The organism is Flavobacterium sp. LM5, from assembly GCF_002017945.1.
In the GTDB taxonomy this organism is placed as follows: Bacteria; Bacteroidota; Bacteroidia; order Flavobacteriales; family Flavobacteriaceae; genus Flavobacterium; species Flavobacterium succinicans.
Genome location: NZ_MUFX01000001.1, coordinates 1,106,214 through 1,128,592, shown reverse-complemented (window position 1 = coordinate 1,128,592; position 22,379 = coordinate 1,106,214). Strand labels below are relative to the sequence as shown.

At 34.9% G+C, this 22,379-nt stretch carries 34 protein-coding genes and 1 pseudogene; all 35 read right to left on the bottom strand.

The annotated features are described in order from the left end of the window. Positions 1-30: 30 nt before the first annotated feature. On the bottom strand, positions 31-966 hold the full coding sequence (gene ctlX, locus BXU11_RS04795) for a citrulline utilization hydrolase CtlX (RefSeq protein WP_078211184.1): 936 nt from the start codon (positions 964-966) through the stop codon (positions 31-33). 60 nt (positions 967-1,026) lie between these two features. Then, positions 1,027-1,941, bottom strand: coding sequence for a dimethylarginine dimethylaminohydrolase family protein (locus tag BXU11_RS04790; RefSeq protein WP_024981534.1), 915 nt, complete (start codon positions 1,939-1,941; stop codon positions 1,027-1,029). A 68-nt stretch (positions 1,942-2,009) separates the two neighbouring features. Beyond that, entirely contained in the window at positions 2,010-3,293 is a 1,284-nt protein-coding gene (locus BXU11_RS04785) for a citrate synthase (protein ID WP_024981533.1), read from the bottom strand. A gap of 153 nt (positions 3,294-3,446) precedes the next feature. Next, entirely contained in the window at positions 3,447-4,739 is a 1,293-nt protein-coding gene (gene eno / locus BXU11_RS04780; RefSeq protein WP_024981532.1) for a phosphopyruvate hydratase, read from the bottom strand. Positions 4,740-4,850: 111 nt separating this feature from the next. After that, positions 4,851-5,960, bottom strand: coding sequence for a glutamine-hydrolyzing carbamoyl-phosphate synthase small subunit (carA, locus tag BXU11_RS04775; protein ID WP_078211183.1), 1,110 nt, complete (start codon positions 5,958-5,960; stop codon positions 4,851-4,853). 157 nt (positions 5,961-6,117) lie between these two features. Continuing rightward, complete coding sequence (gene rplQ / locus BXU11_RS04770) at positions 6,118-6,606, bottom strand: 50S ribosomal protein L17 (protein ID WP_024981530.1); 489 nt, start codon at positions 6,604-6,606, stop codon at positions 6,118-6,120. A gap of 39 nt (positions 6,607-6,645) precedes the next feature. Beyond that, positions 6,646-7,638: a DNA-directed RNA polymerase subunit alpha gene (locus BXU11_RS04765; protein ID WP_024981529.1), complete on the bottom strand. Its 993-nt coding sequence runs from the start codon at positions 7,636-7,638 to the stop codon at positions 6,646-6,648. A gap of 21 nt (positions 7,639-7,659) precedes the next feature. Continuing rightward, positions 7,660-8,265, bottom strand: a complete 606-nt coding sequence (rpsD, locus tag BXU11_RS04760) for a 30S ribosomal protein S4 (protein WP_024981528.1) — start codon at positions 8,263-8,265, stop codon at positions 7,660-7,662. A gap of 93 nt (positions 8,266-8,358) precedes the next feature. Further along, entirely contained in the window at positions 8,359-8,742 is a 384-nt protein-coding gene (gene rpsK, locus BXU11_RS04755) for a 30S ribosomal protein S11 (RefSeq protein WP_024981527.1), read from the bottom strand. An 8-nt stretch (positions 8,743-8,750) separates the two neighbouring features. Next, positions 8,751-9,125, bottom strand: a complete 375-nt coding sequence (rpsM, locus tag BXU11_RS04750; RefSeq protein WP_024981526.1) for a 30S ribosomal protein S13 — start codon at positions 9,123-9,125, stop codon at positions 8,751-8,753. A 2-nt stretch (positions 9,126-9,127) separates the two neighbouring features. Next, positions 9,128-9,244, bottom strand: coding sequence for a type B 50S ribosomal protein L36 (gene ykgO / locus BXU11_RS04745; RefSeq protein WP_002987490.1), 117 nt, complete (start codon positions 9,242-9,244; stop codon positions 9,128-9,130). Between the two features lie 11 nt (positions 9,245-9,255). Next, positions 9,256-9,471: a translation initiation factor IF-1 gene (gene infA, locus BXU11_RS04740; RefSeq protein WP_007136545.1), complete on the bottom strand. Its 216-nt coding sequence runs from the start codon at positions 9,469-9,471 to the stop codon at positions 9,256-9,258. Positions 9,472-9,475: 4 nt separating this feature from the next. Further along, positions 9,476-10,822 carry a preprotein translocase subunit SecY gene (gene secY / locus BXU11_RS04735; protein ID WP_024981525.1) on the bottom strand — a complete coding sequence of 449 codons (1,347 nt, stop codon included), beginning with the start codon at positions 10,820-10,822 and terminating at the stop codon, positions 9,476-9,478. 13 nt (positions 10,823-10,835) lie between these two features. Next, positions 10,836-11,288, bottom strand: coding sequence for a 50S ribosomal protein L15 (gene rplO / locus BXU11_RS04730; protein ID WP_024981524.1), 453 nt, complete (start codon positions 11,286-11,288; stop codon positions 10,836-10,838). Positions 11,289-11,299: 11 nt separating this feature from the next. Beyond that, positions 11,300-11,481 (bottom strand): annotated as a pseudogene (rpmD, locus tag BXU11_RS04725) (50S ribosomal protein L30). A gap of 12 nt (positions 11,482-11,493) precedes the next feature. Next, on the bottom strand, positions 11,494-12,018 hold the full coding sequence (rpsE, locus tag BXU11_RS04720) for a 30S ribosomal protein S5 (protein WP_024981522.1): 525 nt from the start codon (positions 12,016-12,018) through the stop codon (positions 11,494-11,496). Positions 12,019-12,024: 6 nt separating this feature from the next. After that, positions 12,025-12,375, bottom strand: a complete 351-nt coding sequence (rplR, locus tag BXU11_RS04715; RefSeq protein ID WP_078211182.1) for a 50S ribosomal protein L18 — start codon at positions 12,373-12,375, stop codon at positions 12,025-12,027. Between the two features lie 11 nt (positions 12,376-12,386). After that, positions 12,387-12,929, bottom strand: coding sequence for a 50S ribosomal protein L6 (gene rplF, locus BXU11_RS04710; protein ID WP_024981520.1), 543 nt, complete (start codon positions 12,927-12,929; stop codon positions 12,387-12,389). Positions 12,930-12,947: 18 nt separating this feature from the next. After that, the gene (rpsH, locus tag BXU11_RS04705) at positions 12,948-13,346 is read right to left on the bottom strand and encodes a 30S ribosomal protein S8 (protein ID WP_078211181.1); all 399 of its coding nucleotides are present in this window, start codon (positions 13,344-13,346) and stop codon (positions 12,948-12,950) included. Positions 13,347-13,454: 108 nt separating this feature from the next. After that, positions 13,455-13,724: a 30S ribosomal protein S14 gene (gene rpsN / locus BXU11_RS04700; RefSeq protein WP_024981518.1), complete on the bottom strand. Its 270-nt coding sequence runs from the start codon at positions 13,722-13,724 to the stop codon at positions 13,455-13,457. Between the two features lie 3 nt (positions 13,725-13,727). Then, on the bottom strand, positions 13,728-14,279 hold the full coding sequence (gene rplE / locus BXU11_RS04695; protein ID WP_024981517.1) for a 50S ribosomal protein L5: 552 nt from the start codon (positions 14,277-14,279) through the stop codon (positions 13,728-13,730). Between the two features lie 2 nt (positions 14,280-14,281). Further along, positions 14,282-14,596, bottom strand: a complete 315-nt coding sequence (gene rplX / locus BXU11_RS04690) for a 50S ribosomal protein L24 (protein ID WP_024981516.1) — start codon at positions 14,594-14,596, stop codon at positions 14,282-14,284. Between the two features lie 11 nt (positions 14,597-14,607). Beyond that, complete coding sequence (rplN, locus tag BXU11_RS04685) at positions 14,608-14,976, bottom strand: 50S ribosomal protein L14 (protein ID WP_007803649.1); 369 nt, start codon at positions 14,974-14,976, stop codon at positions 14,608-14,610. A gap of 2 nt (positions 14,977-14,978) precedes the next feature. Then, positions 14,979-15,236 carry a 30S ribosomal protein S17 gene (gene rpsQ, locus BXU11_RS04680; protein WP_024981515.1) on the bottom strand — a complete coding sequence of 86 codons (258 nt, stop codon included), beginning with the start codon at positions 15,234-15,236 and terminating at the stop codon, positions 14,979-14,981. Between the two features lie 11 nt (positions 15,237-15,247). Next, positions 15,248-15,445, bottom strand: coding sequence for a 50S ribosomal protein L29 (gene rpmC / locus BXU11_RS04675; protein ID WP_024981514.1), 198 nt, complete (start codon positions 15,443-15,445; stop codon positions 15,248-15,250). An 11-nt stretch (positions 15,446-15,456) separates the two neighbouring features. After that, positions 15,457-15,882, bottom strand: a complete 426-nt coding sequence (gene rplP / locus BXU11_RS04670; RefSeq protein WP_017495016.1) for a 50S ribosomal protein L16 — start codon at positions 15,880-15,882, stop codon at positions 15,457-15,459. Between the two features lie 19 nt (positions 15,883-15,901). Further along, on the bottom strand, positions 15,902-16,654 hold the full coding sequence (gene rpsC / locus BXU11_RS04665; protein ID WP_024981513.1) for a 30S ribosomal protein S3: 753 nt from the start codon (positions 16,652-16,654) through the stop codon (positions 15,902-15,904). 5 nt (positions 16,655-16,659) lie between these two features. After that, positions 16,660-17,073, bottom strand: a complete 414-nt coding sequence (rplV, locus tag BXU11_RS04660; RefSeq protein ID WP_024981512.1) for a 50S ribosomal protein L22 — start codon at positions 17,071-17,073, stop codon at positions 16,660-16,662. Between the two features lie 6 nt (positions 17,074-17,079). Then, the gene (rpsS, locus tag BXU11_RS04655) at positions 17,080-17,358 is read right to left on the bottom strand and encodes a 30S ribosomal protein S19 (protein ID WP_024981511.1); all 279 of its coding nucleotides are present in this window, start codon (positions 17,356-17,358) and stop codon (positions 17,080-17,082) included. A gap of 6 nt (positions 17,359-17,364) precedes the next feature. Further along, entirely contained in the window at positions 17,365-18,189 is an 825-nt protein-coding gene (gene rplB / locus BXU11_RS04650; protein WP_078211180.1) for a 50S ribosomal protein L2, read from the bottom strand. Between the two features lie 6 nt (positions 18,190-18,195). Continuing rightward, positions 18,196-18,486, bottom strand: coding sequence for a 50S ribosomal protein L23 (rplW, locus tag BXU11_RS04645; protein WP_024981509.1), 291 nt, complete (start codon positions 18,484-18,486; stop codon positions 18,196-18,198). A gap of 7 nt (positions 18,487-18,493) precedes the next feature. Further along, positions 18,494-19,123, bottom strand: a complete 630-nt coding sequence (gene rplD, locus BXU11_RS04640; RefSeq protein WP_024981508.1) for a 50S ribosomal protein L4 — start codon at positions 19,121-19,123, stop codon at positions 18,494-18,496. Continuing rightward, entirely contained in the window at positions 19,123-19,740 is a 618-nt protein-coding gene (gene rplC, locus BXU11_RS04635; RefSeq protein ID WP_024981507.1) for a 50S ribosomal protein L3, read from the bottom strand. The genes rplD and rplC overlap by 1 nt, the downstream gene beginning before the upstream one ends. 155 nt (positions 19,741-19,895) lie before the next feature. Next, positions 19,896-20,201 (bottom strand): 30S ribosomal protein S10, encoded by a 306-nt coding sequence (rpsJ, locus tag BXU11_RS04630; RefSeq protein WP_007803605.1) that lies wholly within the window; start codon positions 20,199-20,201, stop codon positions 19,896-19,898. Positions 20,202-20,212: 11 nt separating this feature from the next. Continuing rightward, complete coding sequence (gene fusA, locus BXU11_RS04625) at positions 20,213-22,369, bottom strand: elongation factor G (RefSeq protein WP_078211179.1); 2,157 nt, start codon at positions 22,367-22,369, stop codon at positions 20,213-20,215. Between the last annotated feature and the right edge of the window lie 10 nt (positions 22,370-22,379).

The following is a 22,379-nucleotide window of genomic DNA, read 5'->3' as shown; positions in this document are numbered from 1 at the left end:
ACTGACTTTTTTGCTATAAAATATTTTGAATTACGCTTTAGGTAAGAAAATCTCTGCCATCATACATCGTGCACTACCTCCGCCACAAGCTTCAATTGTGTCTAAGCTTGAACTCAAAATAGTAACATGTTCTTCCAACTGTGCTATTTGTTTTTTCGTTAAAGCATGATGAGCTGCAGCACTCATCACCAAATACCTTCTATCATCTGCTCCTTTCACCTCAAGCATATTTCCTGCAAAATTATTCACTTGATCTTCAGTAATCAAAATGATTTCTTTATCATCATTCTTTAAACTATCGATCACCATTTTTCGCTCTTTTTTATCATCAATTGCATCAGCACAAAGCACAGCAAAGGTTTCTCCCAAACACATCATTACATTGGTATGATAAATCAGTTTACGCTCGCCATCGACAGTTTGAAAAGCTTCGAAAATTACTGGAGCATAATCAAAATCCTCACAAAACTCGATAAACAATTCTTCATCAGCTCTGGGCGAAAGGGCGCAATAGGCTTTGCCATTAGCGCGGTCTAACAATAAACTTCCCGTTCCCTCTAAGAAAATACTATCCATTTCGGCTTCTGTATAATCCATAATTTCATGAATAACAAAACCCTCATCTTCAAGAATATCGAAAATTTCTTCTCTTCGTTCCAATCGTCTATTTTCGGCAAACATCGGATACAAAACAACATCGCCATTTTCATGAAAAGAAACCCAATTGTTTGGAAAAATACTATCGGGTGTGTCAGGCGAAAGTGTGTCATCAACAACAATTACATGTACACCAACCGCACGCAATTTCTTTACAAAAACATCAAACTCTTCTTGAGCTTTGGCATTTACCGTAGCAGGCAAAAGTCCATCTAAAACTTTTTGGTAATAATTATTAACGGCTGTTTGCTCGTTCATTCGAAAGGCAACAGGACGTATCATCAGAATTGAATTTGTAGTCTGTTTCATTTTATTTTGTATTGGTGTTTTGAAAAAATTAAAATTAATCAATTAATCCCTCTAAAACAATTAATCTCGCAATAACGGCAAGGTTGAACAACGCAACAAGCCTTCTTGTTTGGCAATTTCAGCATAATTTACTTCTTCAACTATAAATCCCTGCTCGCGCAACCATTGATTTAGGCGTGTAAAGTTTTTTTCAGAAACCACCACATTAGGCGCTATGGAGAAAACATTTGAATTCATATGATACATCTCCTCTCTTGTGATATGAAATAAATTTTCTTTCCCAAACAAATTCACCAAAAACAAATAATCCGATTCTTCTCTAAAACCACTTTTGTAAATGATTCCTTTATCAGGACCAACTGGCTGAAAACAACAATCCAAATGTAGGGCATTATCTCTAGCTTCAATTTTAGATTTAACCAAATCAAATTCTTTCACAATTTTATTAGGAAAAAGTTGCCTGATATATTCTACCCCTTGCCAATTGGTTCTGGCGGTTATGTAATCTTTATAATCACTTCCTTTATAGGTCCCAACAAAAATATAATTACCCCAAAGCATCACATCTCCTCCTTCAATATGTACTTCCTCAGGTGGTCTAACCACTTTTTCAGGATTCATTTGGTCAATAACATACTGAATCGCGTCTAATTCTCTTTCCCGATCAGGCAAAATATTTGATTTGATAAAAACATCATCAATTACAAACCCGATATCCCTAGCAAAAATTTGATTGTAATTTGAAATCAATTGCGGTCTAAGTACAGTAACTTCATACTTTTGAAAAACAGCATTCAATTCTTCCATTTCTTTGATCATATCAACCTCTAGTGGATAAGTACCCGCTAAGATATGCTCTAACGATTTTGGATCATAAGCTTCTGCAACACTTGGAGTTGGACCATTGCTATTGGCAACTCCCAAGATCACCATCTTTAACCTACCTGTTTCGTTTTTAATATTCAAGTTTAACATACACTTCTATTTTATTATGAACCAAAAAAGCCCCACAATTTAGTGGAGCTTTTTGCAATCAAAAATTTTTATCGTTTCTCTACACTTACAAAATCACGTAATGGATATCCGACATACACTTGTCTAGGGCGACCAATAGGCTCTTTATTCTCTCGCATTTCTTTCCATTGAGCAATCCATCCTGGTAAACGACCAATAGCAAACATAACTGTAAACATTTCTGTTGGAATACCTAATGCTCTATAAATAATACCTGAATAAAAATCAACATTAGGATACAAATTTCTTGATTTGAAATACTCATCCTCTAAAGCTGCAATTTCTAATTTCTTAGCTATTTCCAAAATTGGATCATCAACACCTAAAGTAGCTAACACTTCATCCGCCGCTTTTTTAATGATTTTTGCTCTCGGATCAAAACTTTTATACACTCTATGACCGAATCCCATCAAACGGAAAGAATCATTTTTGTCTTTTGCTTTTTGAATGTATTTATCGGCATCACCACCATCTTTATGAATTTCTTCAAGCATTTCAAGTACAGCCTGATTTGCACCGCCATGTAACGGCCCCCAAAGCGCAGAAACACCAGCAGAAATAGAAGCAAACAAACCTGCATGTGAAGAACCCACCATACGTACTGTTGAAGTAGAACAATTTTGTTCATGATCAGCATGCAAAATAAATAATTTATCCAAAGCATCAACAATGATTGGATTTGCTTTATAAGGTCCTGTAGGAATTTCAAACATTAAACGCATGAAATTTTCAACATAACCTATTTCATTATTATAATAATTTAAAGGATACCCCATGCTTTTTCTATAAGTCCAAGTAGCGATAACAAGAAATTTACCCATAGTTTTACAAACCGCATCGTACATTTCTTTTGAGTTATCTGCATTAACAGACTTTGGATTAAAAGCAGTTAACGCACTTGTTAGAGCTGACAAAACCCCCATAGGGTGCGCAGTTTTAGGAAAACCATCAATTATAATCTTCATTTCCTCATTTACTAAAGTATGATGATGAATATCCGATTCAAACTGAAACAATTGATCCTTAGTAGGCAATTCTCCGAAAACGATTAAGTAACAAACTTCTAAAAAATGTGCGCTTTTGGCTAGATCTTCAATAGCATACCCTCTGTAACGAAGAATTCCAAGCTCACCATCTAAAAAAGTAATTTCACTTTTACATGAACCAGAATTTTTATATCCTGGATCAAGAGTAATCATTCCTGATATATCTCGTAATTTACTAATATCAACAGCAGCTTCATTCTCGCTTCCAATAATAATAGGAAGTTCAAACTTATTGCCATCGAATTCTAATGTAGCTATTTTTGACATGATTTTTTTGGATAGTTTTGATTAATTATATTTCGTCAAAACTAATCAATTTAGTGTTAAATAAAAAAAAAATCAAGAGAACTTATAAAACTTAACAAAAAAAGCCGTCTAAAAAACAGACGGCTTAATTATAACGAGATAATGACCAATAAATTATTTTACATTAAATGCTTTTTGACCTGGAAAATAAGCAGTTGCCTCTAATTCCTCCTCAATTCTTAACAATTGATTGTATTTAGCCATACGATCAGAACGTGAAGCAGATCCTGTTTTAATTTGACCACAGTTTAAAGCTACAGCTAAATCAGCAATAGTATAATCTTCAGTCTCTCCAGAACGGTGTGACATTACAGAAGTGTATCCAGCATTTTTAGCCATATTAACAGCAGCAATAGTTTCAGTTAATGTACCAATTTGGTTTACTTTTACTAAAATTGAGTTAGCAATTCCTTTCTCAATACCAGTAGATAAACGCTCTACATTGGTTACAAATAAATCATCACCAACTAATTGAACTTTATCACCAATTTTTTCAGTTAATAATTTCCAACCATCCCAATCATTTTCTTGCATACCATCTTCAATAGAAATAATTGGATATTTAGCTGCTAATTCAGCCAAATAAGCAACTTGTTCTGCAGAAGTTCTTACTTTACCATTTGGACCTTCAAACTTAGAGTAATCGTATTTACCATCCACATAAAATTCAGAAGCAGCACAATCTAAAGCTACCATTACTTCATCACCAAATGTATAACCAGCAGCCTCAACTGCTTTTTTGATAGTATCCAAAGCATCTTCTGTACCTCCAGCTAAATTAGGAGCAAATCCACCTTCATCACCAACAGCAGTTGACAATCCTCTATCATGTAGTACTTTTTTCAAATTATGAAAAATTTCAGTACCCATTTGCAAAGCATGTGTAAATGAAGTAGCTTTTACAGGCATAATCATGAACTCTTGAAATGCGATAGGCGCATCAGAGTGAGAACCACCATTAATGATGTTCATCATTGGCAATGGTAATGTATTAGCAGAAACACCACCTACATAACGATATAAAGGCAAACCTAATTCATTAGCAGCTGCTTTTGCAGCAGCCAAAGAAACACCTAAAATTGCATTAGCTCCTAATTTTGATTTATTTGGTGTGCCATCTAAATCAATCATCATTTGGTCAAGTTTGTTTTGTTCAAAAACAGAAGTACCAACCAATTCTTCAGCAATAAGTGTATTTACATTATTTACAGCTGTCAAAACTCCTTTTCCTAAAAAAGCTTTTCCTCCATCTCTCAACTCTACTGCTTCATGTTCACCTGTAGAAGCTCCTGATGGAACTGCTGCTCTACCTACAATACCGTTCTCAGTAATTACATCAACTTCAATGGTTGGATTCCCTCTAGAATCAAAGATTTGTCTTGCGAAAATTTTAACTATAATACTCATTATCCTTAAATTTTATGTTATTAATTTGTATTTTACTCAAAATTACAGAAATTAAATGATAATCTTAAATAAAGAAACTACTATATTCGATAATTTATTAACGATAACGTTTTAGCCTACAGCTTTCTCAATATTAGCAATAAATTGATCAAACAAATAGGACGAATCATGTGGCCCAGGACTTGCTTCTGGGTGATATTGAACAGAAAAACAGTTTTTACTCTTCATTCTCATTCCAGCAACGGTTCCATCATTTAAATGCAAATGGGTAATTTCTAAATCAGGATGTAGCTCAAGCTCCTCTTTATTCACAGCAAAACCGTGATTTTGCGAAGTAATTTCACCTTTTCCTGTAACTAAATTTGTTACTGGGTGATTAATCCCTCTATGACCGTTAAACATTTTGTAAGTCGAAACACCATTTGCTAAGGCGATTACTTGATGACCTAAACAAATACCAAACAAAGGTTTGTCCTCAGCAATAATTTGTTTTGCTACTGCTATTGCACTATGCAACGGATCAGGATCTCCAGGGCCATTAGACAAGAAAAAACCATCTGGATTAAAAGAGCATAAATCCTGATAGGATGCATCAAAAGGAAAAACTTTAATGTAGCAATCTCTCTTAGCCAGATTTCGTAAAATATTTGTCTTAATTCCAAGGTCTAAAGCAGAAATCTTATACTTTGCATTTTCATTTCCATAATAATAAGGAGCCTTAGTCGAAACTTTAGAAGCCAATTCCAATCCTTTCATGTTTGGAACCTCAGAAAGCGTTTTCTTTAATTCATCAACAGGTGTGTCATCAGTACAAATAACAGCATTCATAGCACCATTTTCACGAATATAGCTCACCAAAGCTCTAGTATCAACATCTGAAATACAAATCAAATTTTGATTCTTAAAATAACTCTCAAGGCTTTCAGCAGCATCAGGTCTTGAATGATTGAAACTAAAGTTTTTACAAATCAAACCAGAAATCTTAATACCATCTGATTCCACTTCTTTTTCATTAACTCCATAATTACCAATATGCGCATTAGTAGCCACCATCAATTGTCCGAAATAAGAGGGGTCAGTAAAAATTTCTTGATAGCCAGTCATTCCAGTATTAAAACAAACTTCACCAAAAGCGACACCGCTAAGGCCAATAGATTTTCCATAAAAAATGGTACCATCACTAAGTAAAAGAAGAGCTTGTTGTCTTGTTGTATATTTCATAAGTAGTTAAAAATTTTGCAAATTTAAATTTTAAAAGAAGGCAAAACAATTTATATCTACAATAAGTAAATAAAAAATGAGATGCATAAAACCAAAAAAAAAAGGATAAACTATAAATAGCTTATCCTTATTTTCTATTGAAAAATTATTTTCATAATTATTCAGCTGCCTCAGCTGTTGGTTCAGCAGCATCAGCAGGAGCTTCAGCAGCTTCTTCTGATTTCTTAGCTTTACCACCACGACGGCTTTTTGCTTTTTTAACTTCTTTTTTACCTCCGTTGTAAAGTTCGTTAAAATCAACTAATTCGATCATTGCCATATCAGCATTATCTCCTAAACGATTTCCAACTTTAATAATACGAGTGTAACCACCTGGACGGTCACCAACTTTAGCAGCAACATCTCTGAACAAGTCAGTTACAGCATACTTGCTACGTAAATAAGAAAAAACGATACGACGATTGTGTGTAGTATCAGCTTTAGATTTTGTTATAAGCGGCTCAACAAATTGTTTTAACGCTTTAGCTTTAGCAACAGTAGTATTAATACGTTTGTGCTCAATAAGAGAACAAGCCATATTAGCTAACATAGATTTTCTATGCGCAGTCTGTCTGCTTAAGTGATTGAATTTTTTTCCGTGTCTCATTGCTTTATAAATTTAATCACACCTATAAGGTGGATTAGATTACTCTTTATCTAGTTTGTATTTTGCTAAATCCATGCCGAAAGTAAGATTCTTAACTGCTACTAACTCATCAAGTTCAGTTAAAGATTTCTTACCGAAATTACGGAATTTCATTAAGTCATTTTTATTAAAAGATACTAAATCACCAAGTGTATCAACTTCAGCCGCTTTCAAACAATTTAAAGCTCTAACAGATAAATCCATATCAACAAGCTTAGTTTTAAGCAATTGTCTCATGTGTAATGATTCCTCATCATACGATTCTGTTTGTGCAATTTCGTCAGCCTCAAGTGTAATTCTTTCATCAGAAAACAACATGAAATGGTGAATTAAAACTTTTGCAGCTTCAGTAAGAGCATCTTTAGGATTAATAGAACCATCAGTTTTAATTTCAAAAACTAATTTTTCGTAATCTGTTTTTTGCTCAACACGGAAGTTTTCAATAGCATATTTTACATTTTTTACCGGAGTAAAAATTGAATCTGTAAAAATAGTACCAATTGGTGCATTTTGTTTCTTGTTCTCTTCTGCAGGAACATAACCTCTTCCTTTTTCAATAGTTAAATCAAAACTTAATTTGATTTTACTGTCTAAATTACAGATTACAAGTTCTGGATTCAAAACTTGGAAACCTGAAATAAATTTTTGAAAATCACCAGCTGTTAACTGATCTTTACCTGAAACAGAAATAGTAACTGATTCATTATCAATATCCTCAATTTGACGTTTAAAACGTACTTGCTTAAGATTCAAGATAATTTCGGTAACATCTTCAACAACTCCTGAAATAGTGGAAAACTCATGATCTACACCTTCGATACGAACAGACGTTATTGCATATCCTTCTAATGCTGAAAGCAAAACTCTTCTAAGTGCATTACCAACAGTCAATCCATATCCAGGTTCTAAAGGTCTAAATTCAAATTTACCTTCAAAATCGGTTGAATCGATCATGATAACTTTATCGGGCTTCTGAAAATTAAATATTGCCATAAATTTCGACTAAGTCAATTATTATTTGTTGTACAACTCTACGATTAATTGTTCTTTAATGTTTTCAGGAATCTGAAGTCTTGCAGGTACAGAAACAAAAGTTCCTTCTTTAAGATCATTATTCCAAGTAATCCATTCATAAACATGACTTGAATTAGACAAAGAACGTTCGATAGCTTCTAATGATTTAGACTTTTCACGAACAGCAACTTTATCACCAGGCTTAAGGTGGTAAGAAGGAATATTAACCACTTCACCATTAACAGTAATGTGTCTGTGTGATACGATTTGACGAGCACCTCTTCTAGAAGGAGCAATACCCATTCTAAAAACAACATTGTCTAATCTTGCCTCACATAATTGTAATAAAACTTCACCAGTAACACCTTTAGTCGCTGATGCTTTTTCAAATAAATTTCTGAATTGTTTTTCTAAAATTCCGTAAGAATATTTAGCTTTTTGCTTTTCCATTAACTGAACAGCATACTCAGATTTTTTTCCTCTTTTTTTAGCCATCCCGTGTTGTCCAGGAGGGTAATTTCTTTTTTCGAAAGCTTTATCATCTCCGAAAATTGCTTCGCCAAATTTACGAGCGATTCTTGTGCTTGGACCAGTATATCTTGCCATTTTAATTTGATTAAGATAGAGATTATGAATTCAGGTCTTATCCTTCGATAATCTATTTTCTATCTAGGTTATACTATAAATAAATTTTGAGTATTAAACTCTACGTCTTTTAGGAGGACGACATCCATTATGAGGCATTGGCGTTACATCAATGATTTCAGTAACCTCAATTCCACCATTATGCAAAGAACGAATAGCAGACTCACGTCCATTTCCAGGTCCTTTAACATATACTTTTACTTTTTTAAGACCAGCCTCAAGAGCTACTTTACTACAATCTTCTGCTGCCATTTGAGCTGCATATGGAGTATTCTTTTTAGAACCTCTAAAGCCCATTTTACCAGCTGAAGACCAAGAAATAACTTCACCTTTTTTGTTTGTTAACGAAATAATGATGTTATTGAAGGTAGCAGAAATATGAGCCTCTCCCGTTGATTCAACGATAACTTTACGTTTTTTTGCAGTTGCTTTAGCCATATTACTTATTATTTAGTTGCTTTTTTCTTGTTCGCAACAGTTTTTCTTTTACCTTTTCTAGTTCTAGAGTTGTTTTTAGTTCTTTGCCCTCTTAATGGAAGACCAGTTCTATGACGAATACCTCTGTAACAACCAATATCCATCAAACGTTTGATGTTTAAAGATACTTCAGAACGTAATTCTCCTTCAATTTTAAAAGCTGAAACGGCTTCACGAATTGCACCGATCTCATCATCATTCCACTCTTGAACTTTTTTATCTTGGCTTACTTGAGCTTTCTCTAAAATCTCAATTGCTCTACTTTTTCCTAATCCGAAGATATAGGTAAGTGCTATAACACCTCTCTTGTTTTTTGGGATATCTACCCCTGCTATTCTTGCCATAATTATCCTTGTCTTTGTTTAAATCTAGGATTCTTTTTGTTGATTACGTATAATCTGCCTTTTCTACGCACAATAATGCACTCGGCGCTTCTTTTTTTAACTGATGCTCTTACTTTCATTTTGAATATCTTTAATATCTATAAGTAATTCTTGCTTTTGACAAATCATAAGGGCTCATTTCTAGTTTCACTTTATCACCAGGTAATAATTTGATGTAATGCATACGCATTTTTCCAGATATATGAGCAATTACAATATGTCCATTTTCTAACTCTACTCGGAACATAGCATTTGACAATGCTTCAATAATTGATCCGTCTTGTTCTATTGCTGATTGTTTTGCCATAAAATTAAGCTACTGCTTTTCTGTTTTTACCACTTTTCATCAAACCATCATAATGTTTATTTAACAAATATGAATTAATTTGTTGCATTGTGTCTATAGCTACACCAACCATAATGATTAATGAAGTACCTCCAAAAAACATTGCCCATGATTGTTGTACATCCATAAGACTTACGACAATGGCTGGGAACACAGCAATTAAAGCAAGAAATAAAGATCCTGGGAAAGTTATTAAAGACATCACTTTGTCAAGATAATCAGATGTTTCAGCCCCAGGTCTAACCCCTGGAATAAAACCACCGCTTCTTTTTAAATCATCAGACATCTTGTTAGTAGGCACTGTGATTGCAGTATAAAAGAATGTAAAGATAACAATTAAGCTAGCAAATACAAAATTATACCAAAAACCAAAGATATCACTAAAAGCACTAACAATTGATTGTGAAGTTTCTGACTTTGACAAACCAGCTACTGCAGCAGGAATAAACATAATGGCTTGCGCAAAAATAATTGGCATTACACCAGAAGCATTTAACTTCAATGGAATCCACTGTCTATTACCTCCCATCATATCTTGTTCAAAATCACCAGATGTAGTACGTCTAGCATACTGTACTGGTATCTTTCTAACTGCCATAACTAGCAATACACAAGAAATAATAACTAACAACCAAATGATTATCTCGATAACTAAAAGCATCGGTCCTCCATTATTGTTTGTCACTCTCGTAGTAAACTCTTGTATAAAGGCTTGTGGAAACCTTGCCAAGATACCTACCATAATTAAAAGCGATATACCATTTCCAATCCCTTTGTCAGTGATCTTTTCACCTAACCACATTGCAAAAATTGTTCCCGTTACCAGAATAACAACTGAAGAAAATAAGAATTCAAAAGAATTAAACCCTAACAAAAAGGCATTACTTGGTAATGTTCTGTAAAGATTGTAGATATAAGTTGGGCCTTGTACTAAGGTAATAGCAATAGTCAACCAACGCGTAATCTGATTGATTTTTTTTCTGCCACTTTCCCCATCACTTTGTAGTTTTTGCAAATAAGGAATAGCAATTCCCATTAACTGTACCACAATAGATGCTGAAATATAAGGCATAATACCTAAAGCAAAAACTGATGCCTTAGAGAATGCACCACCAGTAAACATATCCAATATCGATCCGATACCTTCTTTTGTCTGACCAGCTAAACCTGTTAATTGAGTTGCATCAATACCAGGCAATGTAACGTGTGCACCAAAACGATAAACTAAAAGAAGTCCTAGTGTAATAAGAATTCTGTTTTTTAGTTCCTCAATCTTCCAAACATTACTTAATGATTCAAAAAATTTCTTCATATGAGTTGAAAAATTATAATGTTACAGCTTCACCTCCAGCAGCTTCAATAGCCGCTTTTGCCGTAGCAGTAAATTTGTGAGCAGATACCTTTAATTTCGCCTTCAATTCACCTCTTCCTAAAATCTTAACGATCTCATTCTTAGTAGCCAAACGATTTGCAACATAAACTGACATATCTACAGCATCTGTAACAATACCATTATCTACTAACAATTGAAGGGTATCTAAATTAACACCTTCGTATTCTTTACGATTGATGTTTGTGAAACCAAACTTAGGCACACGTCTTTGAAGTGGCATTTGACCACCCTCAAAACCAATCTTTTTAGAGTAACCAGAACGAGATTTAGCTCCTTTGTGACCTCTTGCAGAAGTACCACCTTTACCAGAACCTTCACCTCTACCTAATCTCTTATTTTGATTGTGTGTAGAACCCTCAGCAGGTTGTAAATTACTTAAATTCATACCAGTATTTGTTATTTAATTTCTTCTACAGAAACTAAGTGTTTAACTTTATTTATCATCCAAGGATAGCAGGATTTGAATCATGCTCTACAACTTGTCCCATTTTACGTAAACCTAAAGCTTCTAACCCTCTCTTTTGAGTAAGTGGACAGTTGATTTTGCTACGTACTTGTTTTACTAATAATTTAGCCATAATTTCCTTGAATTAACCTTTAAAAACTTTCTCTAAAGAAACACCTCTTTGTTTTGCAACAGTGTGAGCGCTTCTCATTTGTAATAAAGCATCAAAAGTTGCTTTAACAACATTATGAGGATTTGATGATCCTTGAGATTTTGACAATACATCGTGAATTCCAACTGACTCAAGAACTGAACGAACAGCTCCACCAGCAATAACTCCAGTACCATGAGAGGCAGGAATTAAGAATACACGTGCACCACCAAATTTACCTTTTTGCTCGTGAGGAACAGATTGACCGTTCAAAGGAATTCTAACCAAATTTTTCTTAGCATCTTCTACTGCTTTAGCAATAGCTTCAGAAACATCTTTTGATTTTCCTAATCCGTGACCAACTACTCCGTTTTCATCACCAACCACTACAATAGCAGAAAAACCAAAAGCTCTACCCCCTTTTGTAACTTTAGTAACACGATTTACACTTACCAAACGATCTTTTAATTCTAAACCACTTGGTTTTACTAACTCTATATTCTTGTACTTATTAGACATACTATATTAGAATTTAAGCCCAGCCGCTCTTGCGCCTTCCGCTAATGATTTAATACGACCATGATATAAATAACCTCCTCTATCGAAAGTTACCGTTTCAATACCAGCTTTCAAAGCTTTCTCTGCAACTAATTTACCAACTGCAGTAGCCACTTCAATGTTCGTACCTTTTCCTATTTCTTTTTCTCTTGAAGAGGCAGCTAATAAAGTAACTCCGTTTACGTCATCAATTAATTGAGCATAAATTTCTTTGTTACTTCTAAAAACAGAAAGTCTTGGTTTAGTAGCAACACCACTAATCGTTTTTCTAATTCTGAATCTAATTCTCTGTCTTCTTTCAGGTTTTGTTAATGACATAATCTTATTTTTTAAGCTGATTTACCTGCTTTTCTTCTTAATACTTCACCTACAAATTTAACCCCTTTACCTTTGTAAGGTTCTGGTTTACGGAAACCTCTAATTTTGGCAGCAACTTGTCCTAAAAGTTGTTTATCAAAAGAAGTTAACTTAACAATTGGGTTCTTTCCTTTTTCAGAAATAGTTTCCAAAGTAACCTCTGGTGCGATTTCCAAAATAATATTATGAGAAAAACCTAAAGCTAAATCTAGTTTTTGACCTTGATTTGAAGCTCTATAACCAACTCCAACCAACTCTAAAGATTTTGTAAAACCTTCGTTTACACCAACAATCATGTTATTGATTAATGAGCGATATAAACCATGTTTTGCTCTTTGGTTTTTATGATCAGAAGATCTTTCTACTTGAACTTGATCTCCTTCAACAGTCACAGTTACGTCCGAAAACTCCTGTGTCAATTGACCGTTCTTTCCTTTTACTGTAATTACACCATCAGCAACTGTAACAGTTACTCCAGCAGGTATAGTTACTGGGCTTTTACCTATTCTTGACATCTTATCTAGACTTTAAAATTAGTATACGTAACAAATTACTTCTCCTCCAACATTCAATTGCTTAGCTTGTTTTCCAGTCATCAATCCTTTTGATGTAGAAACAATCGCAATACCTAATCCATTAAGGATTCTCGGCAATTTAGAAGCACCTGCGTATTTACGTAAACCTGGTTTACTAATTCTTTGGATATCTTTAATTACAGGCTCTTTAGTAACTTTATCGTACTTTAAAGCAATTTTGATAGAACCCTGAACAGAGTTGTCTTCAAATTTGTAACTTAAGATATAACCTTGATCAAATAAGATCTTAGTTATTTCTTTTTTTAGATTAGAAGCGGGAATTTCAACAACTTTGTGGCTTGCAGCCACAGCGTTTCTAACTCTCGTCAAATAATCTGCAATCGGATCTGTATACATATGTATTAATTTGCGGTAACGGTTTTCGAATAAACTTAAACGAACCTGAAACCAGTTTATAAATGTGAAAAAAACAGACGTGATTACTCACGTCTGAATATTATTTTTCTACCAAGATGCTTTTTTAACACCTGGTATCAATCCATTGTTAGCCATTTCACGGAATGTAACACGTGAAATACCGAATTGACGCATATACCCTCTTGGTCTACCAGTCAATTTGCAACGATTATGCAAACGAACTGGAGAAGCATTTTTCGGTAATTTCTGCAAACCTACGAAATCTCCAGCTTCTATCAAAGCTTTTCTTTTCTCAGCATACTTTGCTACCGTTTTTTCTCTTTTCACCTCACGGGCTTTCATTGATTCTTTAGCCATATCTTAATTCTTTTTAAAAGGTAAACCTAATTCAGCCAACAATGACTTTGCTTCTTTATCTGTTTTAGCAGAAGTAACAAAGGTAATATCCATACCAGATATTTTGTTTACTTTATCAATATCAATTTCAGGGAAAATGATTTGCTCTAAAACACCTAAGTTATAATTTCCTCTTCCATCAAAACCAGTAGCTTTGATTCCGCTGAAATCTCTAACACGAGGCAAAGATGAAGTAATAAGTCTATCTAAAAACTCATACATTCTTTCACCACGTAAAGTCACTTTTGCACCAATCGGCATTCCTTTTCTAAGTTTAAAAGACGCAACGTCTTTTTTAGAAATAGTAGCTATCGCTTTCTGTCCAGTAATCTTTGTCAACTCCTCAACTGCATAGTCAATTAGTTTTTTATCAGATACTGCTGCTCCAACTCCTTTACTCAAAACAATTTTTTCCAATTTTGGAACTTCCATTACGTTTGAGTAACCGAACTCTTCTTTAAGAGCAGCAATTACTCTGCTCTTATATTCTTCTTTTAGTCTAGGTATATATGCCATTACTATAGTACTTGATTAGATTTTTTTGAAAATCTTACTTTCTTATCTCCTTCTACTCTAATACCAACTCTTGTAGTTTCCTTTGTTTTAGGATCTATAAGTGCTATGTTAGAAATTTGTATAGAAGCTTCCTTTTTTACAATACCACCTTGAGGGTTTTTCGCACTAGGTTTCGTATGTTTAGAAACCATGTTTACACCTTCAACAATCGCTTTGTTTTTCTCACGGTAAACACGTAATACTTTACCTTCTTCACCTTTATGGTCACCAGCAATTACTCTTACGATATCTCCTGATTTTATTTTTAGCTTTATCATCTTATAACGAATTAAAGCACTTCTGGTGCTAATGATACAATTTTCATGAATTGTTTTTCACGAAGTTCTCTTGCTACCGGACCAAAAACACGAGTTCCTCTCATCTCACCAGCTGCGTTTAACAACACACAAGCATTGTCATCGAATCTGATGTATGAACCATCGGCTCTTCTCACTTCTTTTTTGGTACGTACAACAACTGCAGTTGAAACAGCTCCTTTTTTAACGTTTCCGTTTGGAGTTGCATCTTTGATAGAAACTACAATCTTGTCACCAACAGAGGCATACCTTCTTTTGGTACCTCCTAAAACACGGATAGTTAAAACTTCTTTAGCTCCTGTGTTATCTGCTACTTTTAGTCTTGATTCTTGTTGTACCATAATTATTTAGCTCTTTCTAGGATTTCAACTAATCTCCAACATTTTGATTTACTCAAAGGACGCGTTTCGCTAATTCTTACAGTATCTCCAATGTTACAGTCGTTTGTTTCGTCGTGTGCAACAAATTTCTTTGTTTTCAACACGAACTTACCGTATAATGGGTGTTTTACTTTAGTTACTTGAGCAACAACAATAGATTTATCCATTTTGTTTGAAGTAACTACACCAATTCTTTCTTTTCTTAAATTTCTTTTTTCCATCTTTCAGCAGATTACAATGATTGTAACTCTCTTTTAGTAAGTTCTGTAGCTAATCTAGCAACCGTTCTACGTACACTTCTAATTTGAAGTGGATTTTCGATCGGAGAAATAGCGTGAGCCATTTTTAAATCGGCATAAACCTTTTTAGTTTGACTTAGTTTTTCTTGCAACTCCGCTGCAGAAAGATCTTTTATTTCTGATTGTTTCATAATAATATAGATTATGCTTCGAAATCTCTTGCAACAACGAATTTAGTTTTAACTGGAAGCTTTTGAGCTGCAAGACGTAACGCCTCTTTTGCAACTGACAAAGGTACTCCTCCAACTTCGAACATAATTCTTCCAGGTTTAACTACAGCTGCCCAATATTCTACGGCACCTTTACCTTTACCCATACGTACCTCAAGAGGTTTCTTAGTGATTGGTTTGTCTGGGAATATTTTAATCCATAATTGTCCTTCTCTTTTCATATAACGAGTTGCAGCGATACGTGCAGCTTCGATTTGACGAGAGGTTAAGAACATTCCATCTTCATGTACAGATTTAATACCAAACATTCCATTTGAAAGTTCATGTCCTCTTTGAGAATTCCCTTTCATTTTACCCTTTTGTACCTTACGATACTTTGTTCTTTTAGGCTGTAACATTTTTCTTTAGTTTAAAAATTTACTTTCTTTTACGAGCGTCTGGTTTTCCACCTTTGTTAAAAGGTTTTCTGTCTCCTCTAGATGAATCTCCTCCTTTACCACCAGCTTGTTTTTTGTCCATACCAGCAAGCGGAGAAAGATCTCTCTTTCCATAAACTTCACCTTTCATGATCCACACTTTGATTCCCATTCTACCATAAGTAGTATGAGCTTCTGCAAGTGCATAATCAATATCAGCCCTGAAAGTTGATAGAGGTATTCTACCTTCTTTGAATCCTTCTGAACGTGCCATTTCAGCACCATTCAAACGACCAGAAATCAAAACTTTAATTCCTTCAGCATTCATACGCATAGAGGCTGCGATTGCCATTTTAATAGCACGTCTGTAAGAAATACGACTTTCAATTTGACGACAGATGCTTGTAGCAACTAGATACGCGTCAAGTTCAGGTCTTTTGATTTCAAAGATGTTGATTTGAACCTCTTTGTCAGTAATTTTCTTAAGTTCTTCTTTCAACTTGTCTACCTCTTGCCCACCTTTTCCGATAATGATACCAGGTCTAGCAGTAGTGATAGTAACGGTTACAAGTTTTAAAGTTCTCTCGATGATTACTTTTGATACACTAGCTTTTGATAAACGAGCATGAACATACTTTCTGATTTTGTGATCTTCGGCTAATTTATCACCGTAATCATTTCCACCATACCAGTTTGAGTCCCATCCTCTGATGATACCAAGTCTATTTCCAATTGGATTTGTCTTTTGTCCCATGCTGCTTAAGAATTGCTTTGTGTGTTATTGATAGCTCCTAACACGATTGTTACGTGATTAGAACGTTTTCTTATTCTGTGTGCTCTTCCTTGTGGAGCTGGACGAAGTCTTTTCAACATCATTCCACCATCTACACGGATTTCCTTAACAAATAAACCAGCTTCTTCTAAACTAGCTTCACTATTTTTTTGCTCCCAGTTATTGATTGCAGATAATAATAGTTTTTCTAATTTTCTTGAAGCTTCTTTAGAACTGAATCTTAATATGTTAAGTGCTCTTTCTACCTTCTGACCTCTTACTAGATCTGCTACTAAGCGCATTTTTCTAGGTGAAGTAGGGCAGTTATTTAACTTTGCGAAAGCAATAGACTTATTAGCCTCTTTTCTCGCATCTGCTGTTTCTCTTTTACGAACTCCCATTGCTTCTTATTTTTTACCTTTATTTTTTGCTCCAGCATGACCTCTAAAAGATCTAGTTGGTGAAAACTCTCCTAATTTATGTCCTACCATGTTTTCTGTAACGTAAACAGGTACAAATTGACGACCGTTATGAACTGCGATAGTTTGTCCAACAAAGTCAGGAGTAATCATAGAAGCTCTAGACCAAGTCTTTACTACTCCTTTGTTTCCACCAGCGATGTTTTCTTCAACTTTCTTTTCTAACTTATAATGAACGAAAGGTCCTTTTTTTAATGAACGTGCCATATCTTATTATTTCTTTCTACGTTCTACGATATACTTGTTACTCGGGTTTTTCTTAGAACGTGTTCTATAACCTTTAGCTGGTATTCCATTTCTTGAACGTGGATGTCCACCAGAAGAACGTCCTTCACCACCTCCCATTGGGTGATCTACAGGGTTCATTGCAACAGGTCTTGTTCTAGGTCTTCTTCCTAACCATCTAGTTCTACCAGCTTTTCCTGATACCACTAATTGATGATCTGAATTAGAAACTGCTCCTATTGTAGCCGAACAAGTTAACAAGATCAATCTTGTTTCTCCTGATGGCATTTTAATAGTAGCGTATTTTCCATCTCTTGCCATTAATTGAGCAAATGTTCCAGCAGAACGAGCAATTACAGCTCCTTGTCCTGGTCTCAATTCGATACAAGAAATAACAGTTCCTAGTGGAACTCTACTTAAAGGTAAAGTGTTACCAATTTCAGGCTGAGACTCTGCACCAGAAACTACTTTCTGACCCACTTTCAAACCATTTTGAGCGATAACATAAGTTTTCTCACCATCAGCATAAGCTAATAAAGCGATAAAAGCAGTACGATTTGGATCGTATTCGATTGATTTTACCGTAGCAGGAATTCCTTCTTTTGTACGTTTAAAATCGATGATACGATATCTCTGCTTGTGACCACCACCCGTATAACGCATGGTCATCTTTCCTTGACTATTTCTACCTCCAGAGTTTTTTATCGGCGCTATCAAAGAGCGTTCCGGCTTATCAGTTGTAATAGCGTCATAACCATTCACAACTCTAAATCGCTGACCTGGGGTAATAGGTTTTAATTTTCTTACTGACATTTTATCTTAGATATTGTTGTAAAAATCAATTGTTTCTCCTTCTTGTACTTGCACAATTGCTTTTTTAACAGCATTTGTCTTTCCACTGATTAAACCACTTTTAGTGTATTTAGTAGTTCTGTCTGGTCTCACATTCATCGTGTTAACGCTAACAACATTTACTCCATAAGCAGCTTCAACAGCTTTCTTAATTTCAATTTTGTTTGCTTTTCTGTTAACTTCGAATCCAAAACGATTCAAAACTTCACTTTCTTTGGTTACTTTTTCCGTTACTATAGGTTTAATTATGATGCTCATAGTCCTATTATTTACTTAAATTTTCTTCAATTACTTCCAAAGAACTCTCCAAAAGCACTAAATTATTAGCATTCAAAATCGCATAAGTACTTAATTCTAAGCTACTTACAACATTTGAAGACGCTAAATTACGAGAGGACAAATATACGTTTTTATTCGTATTGCCTAACACAAATAGTGATTTTTTGTTTTCTAACTCTAAAGCTTTCAAAACATTAATGAAATTTTTAGTGCTTGGTGTTTCAAAATTAAAGTCTTCCAAAACGATAATGTTAGACTCTTTTGCTTTGATAGAGAAAGCTGATTTTCTCGCCAAACGCTTCAAGTTTTTATTCAATTTGAATGAATAACTTCTTGGTCTTGGTCCAAAAACAGTTCCACCACCTTTAAACAATGGGTTTTTTGCACTACCCGCACGAGCAGTACCTGTACCTTTTTGTTTTTTAATCTTACGTGTACTTCCCGCAACTTCAGCTCTTTCTTTAGCTTTGTGCGTTCCTTGTCTTTGATTAGCTAAATACTGCTTAACATCAAGGTATACTGCATGATTGTTTGGCTCAATTGCGAATACTGAATCAGAAAGTTGAACTTTTCTTCCAGTATCTTTTCCGTTGAAATCTAATACTTTTACTTCCATTACTTCTGAATGATTACATAAGAGTTGTTATGCCCAGGAACACATCCTTTAATAACTAGTAAGTTCTTATCAGAAACTACTTTTAAAACTCTAAGGTTTTGAACTTTTACATTTTCTCCTCCCATTCTTCCAGCCATACGCATTCCTTTGAATACTCTAGATGGATAAGAAGAAGCTCCTACAGAACCTGGCGCTCTTAAACGGTTATGTTGACCATGAGTTGCTTGACCAACACCACCAAAACCGTGACGTTTTACAACCCCTTGAAAACCTTTACCTTTAGACACACCTTGTACATCCACAAATTCTCCTTCTTCAAAAATAGAAACATCTATAAGATCTCCTAATTTTTGTTCAGTTGCAAAATCTTGAAATTCAACGACTTTTTTCTTAGCAACAGTTCCCGCTTTTTTAAAGTGACCTAAAGCCGCTTTCGTGGAATGTTTCTCGTTTTTGTCATCGAAACCAAGTTGCAACGCTTCGTACCCGTCAACCTCTTTGGTTCTGACTTGGGTAACAACACATGGTCCAGCTTCGATTACTGTACAAGGAATATTTTTCCCGTTTTCATCGAAAATACTAGTCATGCCGATTTTTCTACCAATTAACCCAGACATAAATATTAATTATTAATTATTAAAATATAAATATAGAACGCAGCTTTTAAGCAAATCCTATTTTTTAAGTGGGTGCAAAGGTATAACTTATTTACACACAATCCAAAAAATATTTTTTTGCCTAAAAACAGCGTCCTTAATTACTTTAGAACTACTTAAACTTTGATTTCAACTTCTACTCCACTTGGTAATTCAAGTTTCATTAAAGCATCGATAGTTTTAGAAGAAGAAGAATAAATATCAATCAATCTCTTGTATGACATTACTTCGAATTGCTCTCTAGCCTTCTTGTTTACGTGCGGTGAACGCAAAACGGTAAACAATTTTTTGTGTGTTGGCAATGGAATTGGACCCGTAACCACAGCACCTGTAGTTTTTACAGTTTTTACAATCTTTTCAGCAGACTTGTCTACCAACATATGATCGTAAGATTTTAATTTTATTCTGATTTTTTGACTCATTTTCTTAAAGATTATGCGTTTCCTTTTGCTTTTTTGATAACTGCTTCTGAAATATTAGAAGGTGTTTCAGCGTAGTGTGAAAATTCCATTGTAGATGTTGCACGACCTGAAGATAACGTTCTTAAAGTTGTAACATATCCAAACATTTCTGATAACGGAACATCAGCCTTAATCGTTTTTGCACCATTTCTATCACCCATGTCATTCACTTGTCCTCTACGACGGTTAATATCACCTACGATATCTCCCATGTTTTCCTCAGGCGTAATAACTTCCATTTTCATGATAGGCTCAAGAATTACAGCTCCAGCAGCTTTTGCTACTTCCCTATAACCCATTCTAGCTGCTAATTCAAAAGAAAGAGCATCAGAATCCACAGGATGGAAAGATCCATCTAATAAAGTAACTTTCAAACTATCTACTTGGTATCCTGCTAAAGGACCAGTTTTCATAGCCTCACGGAAACCTTTTTCTACAGAAGGAATATATTCTTTTGGTACGTTACCTCCTTTTACAGAATTAATAAATTGCAATCCTACAGGAACTTTACCATCTACTTCGTCAGCTGGCTCAAGAACAAATACAATATCACCAAATTTACCACGACCTCCAGATTGCTTCTTGTAAGTCTCTCTGTGTTGTGCAGTTTTCGTAAAAGCTTCTTTGTATTCAACTTGAGGCTCACCTTGGTTTACTTCAACTTTGAATTCTCGTTTCATTCTATCCACCAAGATATCTAAGTGTAACTCACCCATACCTGAGATAATAGTTTGCCCTGAAGCCTCATCTGTTCTTACAGTAAATGTTGGATCCTCTTCAGCTAATTTAGCCAAAGCCATACCCATTTTATCTACGTCAGCTTTAGTTTTAGGCTCAATTGCGATACCAATAACTGGCGCAGGGAATTTCATTGACTCCAAAATAATTGGGTGTTTTTCATCACACAATGTATCTCCAGTTTTGATATCTTTAAATCCAACAGCCGCTCCAATATCACCTGCCTCGATATATTCAATTGGGTTCTGTTTGTTAGCATGCATTTGGTAGATACGAGAAATTCTTTCTTTGTTACCAGAACGCGTATTCAATACATATGAACCAGCATCCAATCTTCCAGAGTAAGCACGGAAGAATGCTAAACGACCTACGAATGGGTCAGTAGCAATCTTAAATGCTAATGCTGCGAAAGGCTCTTTAACATCTGGCTTACGCAAGATTTGAGTCTGATCTTCTTCCAATAATTCAGCATCATCTGGATGAATACCCGTAATACCTTCTTTATCCATTGGAGATGGCAAGTACTTACATACTGCATCTAACATGAATTGAACTCCTTTGTTTTTGAAAGATGAACCAGCAATCATAGGAATGATAGCCATATCCATAGTTGCTGCTCTTAACGCATTGTTAATCTCATCTTCTGTAATAGAATCTGGATCTTCCATGTATTTATCAAGCAAGTTTTCATCATAATCAGCAACCGCTTCGATAAGGATATCTCTGTATTCTTTTACTTCATCAACCATATCCGATGGGATATCAATAATATCAAAAGTAGCACCTTGTGTAGCATCATGCCAAACAATAGCTTGATTTTTAACCAAATCAACCACTCCTCTGAAATCATTTTCCTCACCAATTGGCAAAGTAATCGCTACCGCGTTAGATTTCAACATATCACGTACTTGCTGACAAACTGCTAAGAAATTAGACCCTTGACGGTCCATTTTGTTAACAAATCCCATACGTGGCACACGGTATTGATCCGCTAATCTCCAGTTAGTTTCTGACTGTGGCTCTACACCATCAACCGCACTAAATAAGAAAACTAATCCATCCAATACACGCAACGAACGGTTTACCTCTACTGTAAAGTCAACGTGACCAGGAGTATCGATAATGTTGAAGTGATAAGGCAATGTTTCAGGCAAAGCTTTACCTTGCTCTGTTGGAAAATTCCATTCACAAGTTGTAGCCGCAGAAGTAATAGTAATACCTCTTTCTTGCTCTTGTGCCATCCAGTCCATTGTTGCAGCACCATCGTGTACTTCACCAATTTTGTGTGATTTTCCAGTATAGAATAATATACGCTCCGTTGTTGTTGTTTTACCAGCATCAATATGAGCAGCAATTCCAATATTTCTTGTATATTTTAGATCTCTTGCCATTTCTTTACGA

Bases quoted from the DNA above. Each gene is read 5' to 3' on its own strand.
- rplV (WP_024981512.1), bottom strand. From the start codon at position 17,073: ATGGGAGTTCGTAAAAGAGAAACAGCAGATGCGAGAAAAGAGGCTAAT.
- rpmC (WP_024981514.1), bottom strand. From the start codon at position 15,445: ATGAAACAATCAGAAATAAAAGATCTTTCTGCAGCGGAGTTGCAAGAA.
- rpsJ (WP_007803605.1), bottom strand. From the start codon at position 20,201: ATGAGTCAAAAAATCAGAATAAAATTAAAATCTTACGATCATATGTTG.
- rplN (WP_007803649.1), bottom strand. From the start codon at position 14,976: ATGGTACAACAAGAATCAAGACTAAAAGTAGCAGATAACACAGGAGCT.
- BXU11_RS04765 (WP_024981529.1), bottom strand. From the start codon at position 7,638: ATGGCAATATTTAATTTTCAGAAGCCCGATAAAGTTATCATGATCGAT.
- rpsC (WP_024981513.1), bottom strand. From the start codon at position 16,654: ATGGGACAAAAGACAAATCCAATTGGAAATAGACTTGGTATCATCAGA.
- secY (WP_024981525.1), bottom strand. From the start codon at position 10,822: ATGAAGAAATTTTTTGAATCATTAAGTAATGTTTGGAAGATTGAGGAA.
- rplP (WP_017495016.1), bottom strand. From the start codon at position 15,882: ATGTTACAGCCTAAAAGAACAAAGTATCGTAAGGTACAAAAGGGTAAA.
- BXU11_RS04790 (WP_024981534.1), bottom strand. From the start codon at position 1,941: ATGTTAAACTTGAATATTAAAAACGAAACAGGTAGGTTAAAGATGGTG.
- rplC (WP_024981507.1), bottom strand. From the start codon at position 19,740: ATGTCTGGGTTAATTGGTAGAAAAATCGGCATGACTAGTATTTTCGAT.
- ctlX (WP_078211184.1), bottom strand. From the start codon at position 966: ATGAAACAGACTACAAATTCAATTCTGATGATACGTCCTGTTGCCTTT.
- rpsD (WP_024981528.1), bottom strand. From the start codon at position 8,265: ATGGCAAGATATACTGGTCCAAGCACAAGAATCGCTCGTAAATTTGGC.
- rplF (WP_024981520.1), bottom strand. From the start codon at position 12,929: ATGTCAAGAATAGGTAAAAGCCCAGTAACTATACCTGCTGGAGTAACT.
- rpsH (WP_078211181.1), bottom strand. From the start codon at position 13,346: ATGTATACAGATCCGATTGCAGATTATTTGACGAGAGTTAGAAACGCT.
- rplE (WP_024981517.1), bottom strand. From the start codon at position 14,279: ATGGCATATATACCTAGACTAAAAGAAGAATATAAGAGCAGAGTAATT.
- rpsS (WP_024981511.1), bottom strand. From the start codon at position 17,358: ATGGCACGTTCATTAAAAAAAGGACCTTTCGTTCATTATAAGTTAGAA.
- rplB (WP_078211180.1), bottom strand. From the start codon at position 18,189: ATGTCAGTAAGAAAATTAAAACCTATTACCCCAGGTCAGCGATTTAGA.
- rpsN (WP_024981518.1), bottom strand. From the start codon at position 13,724: ATGGCTAAAGAATCAATGAAAGCCCGTGAGGTGAAAAGAGAAAAAACG.
- rpsK (WP_024981527.1), bottom strand. From the start codon at position 8,742: ATGGCTAAAGCAACTGCAAAAAAACGTAAAGTTATCGTTGAATCAACG.
- BXU11_RS04785 (WP_024981533.1), bottom strand. From the start codon at position 3,293: ATGTCAAAAATAGCTACATTAGAATTCGATGGCAATAAGTTTGAACTT.
- rpsE (WP_024981522.1), bottom strand. From the start codon at position 12,018: ATGTCTAATAAGTACAAGAATATAGAGTTAGTAAAACCAAGTGGTTTA.
- eno (WP_024981532.1), bottom strand. From the start codon at position 4,739: ATGAGTATTATAGTTAAAATTTTCGCAAGACAAATCTTTGATTCTAGA.
- ykgO (WP_002987490.1), bottom strand. From the start codon at position 9,244: ATGAAAGTAAGAGCATCAGTTAAAAAAAGAAGCGCCGAGTGCATTATT.
- rplW (WP_024981509.1), bottom strand. From the start codon at position 18,486: ATGAGCATCATAATTAAACCTATAGTAACGGAAAAAGTAACCAAAGAA.
- rplO (WP_024981524.1), bottom strand. From the start codon at position 11,288: ATGAATTTAAGTAATTTACAACCTGCTGAGGGTTCTACACACAATCAA.
- infA (WP_007136545.1), bottom strand. From the start codon at position 9,471: ATGGCAAAACAATCAGCAATAGAACAAGACGGATCAATTATTGAAGCA.
- fusA (WP_078211179.1), bottom strand. From the start codon at position 22,369: ATGGCAAGAGATCTAAAATATACAAGAAATATTGGAATTGCTGCTCAT.
- carA (WP_078211183.1), bottom strand. From the start codon at position 5,960: ATGAAATATACAACAAGACAACAAGCTCTTCTTTTACTTAGTGATGGT.
- rplX (WP_024981516.1), bottom strand. From the start codon at position 14,596: ATGATAAAGCTAAAAATAAAATCAGGAGATATCGTAAGAGTAATTGCT.
- rpsQ (WP_024981515.1), bottom strand. From the start codon at position 15,236: ATGGAAAAAAGAAATTTAAGAAAAGAAAGAATTGGTGTAGTTACTTCA.
- rplQ (WP_024981530.1), bottom strand. From the start codon at position 6,606: ATGAGACACGGAAAAAAATTCAATCACTTAAGCAGACAGACTGCGCAT.
- rplD (WP_024981508.1), bottom strand. From the start codon at position 19,123: ATGGAAGTAAAAGTATTAGATTTCAACGGAAAAGATACTGGAAGAAAA.
- rplR (WP_078211182.1), bottom strand. From the start codon at position 12,375: ATGTCATTAACAAAACCTGAAAGAAGACAGAGAATTAGATTCAGAATT.
- rpsM (WP_024981526.1), bottom strand. From the start codon at position 9,125: ATGGCAAGAATAGCAGGGGTAGATATCCCAAAAAACAAGAGAGGTGTT.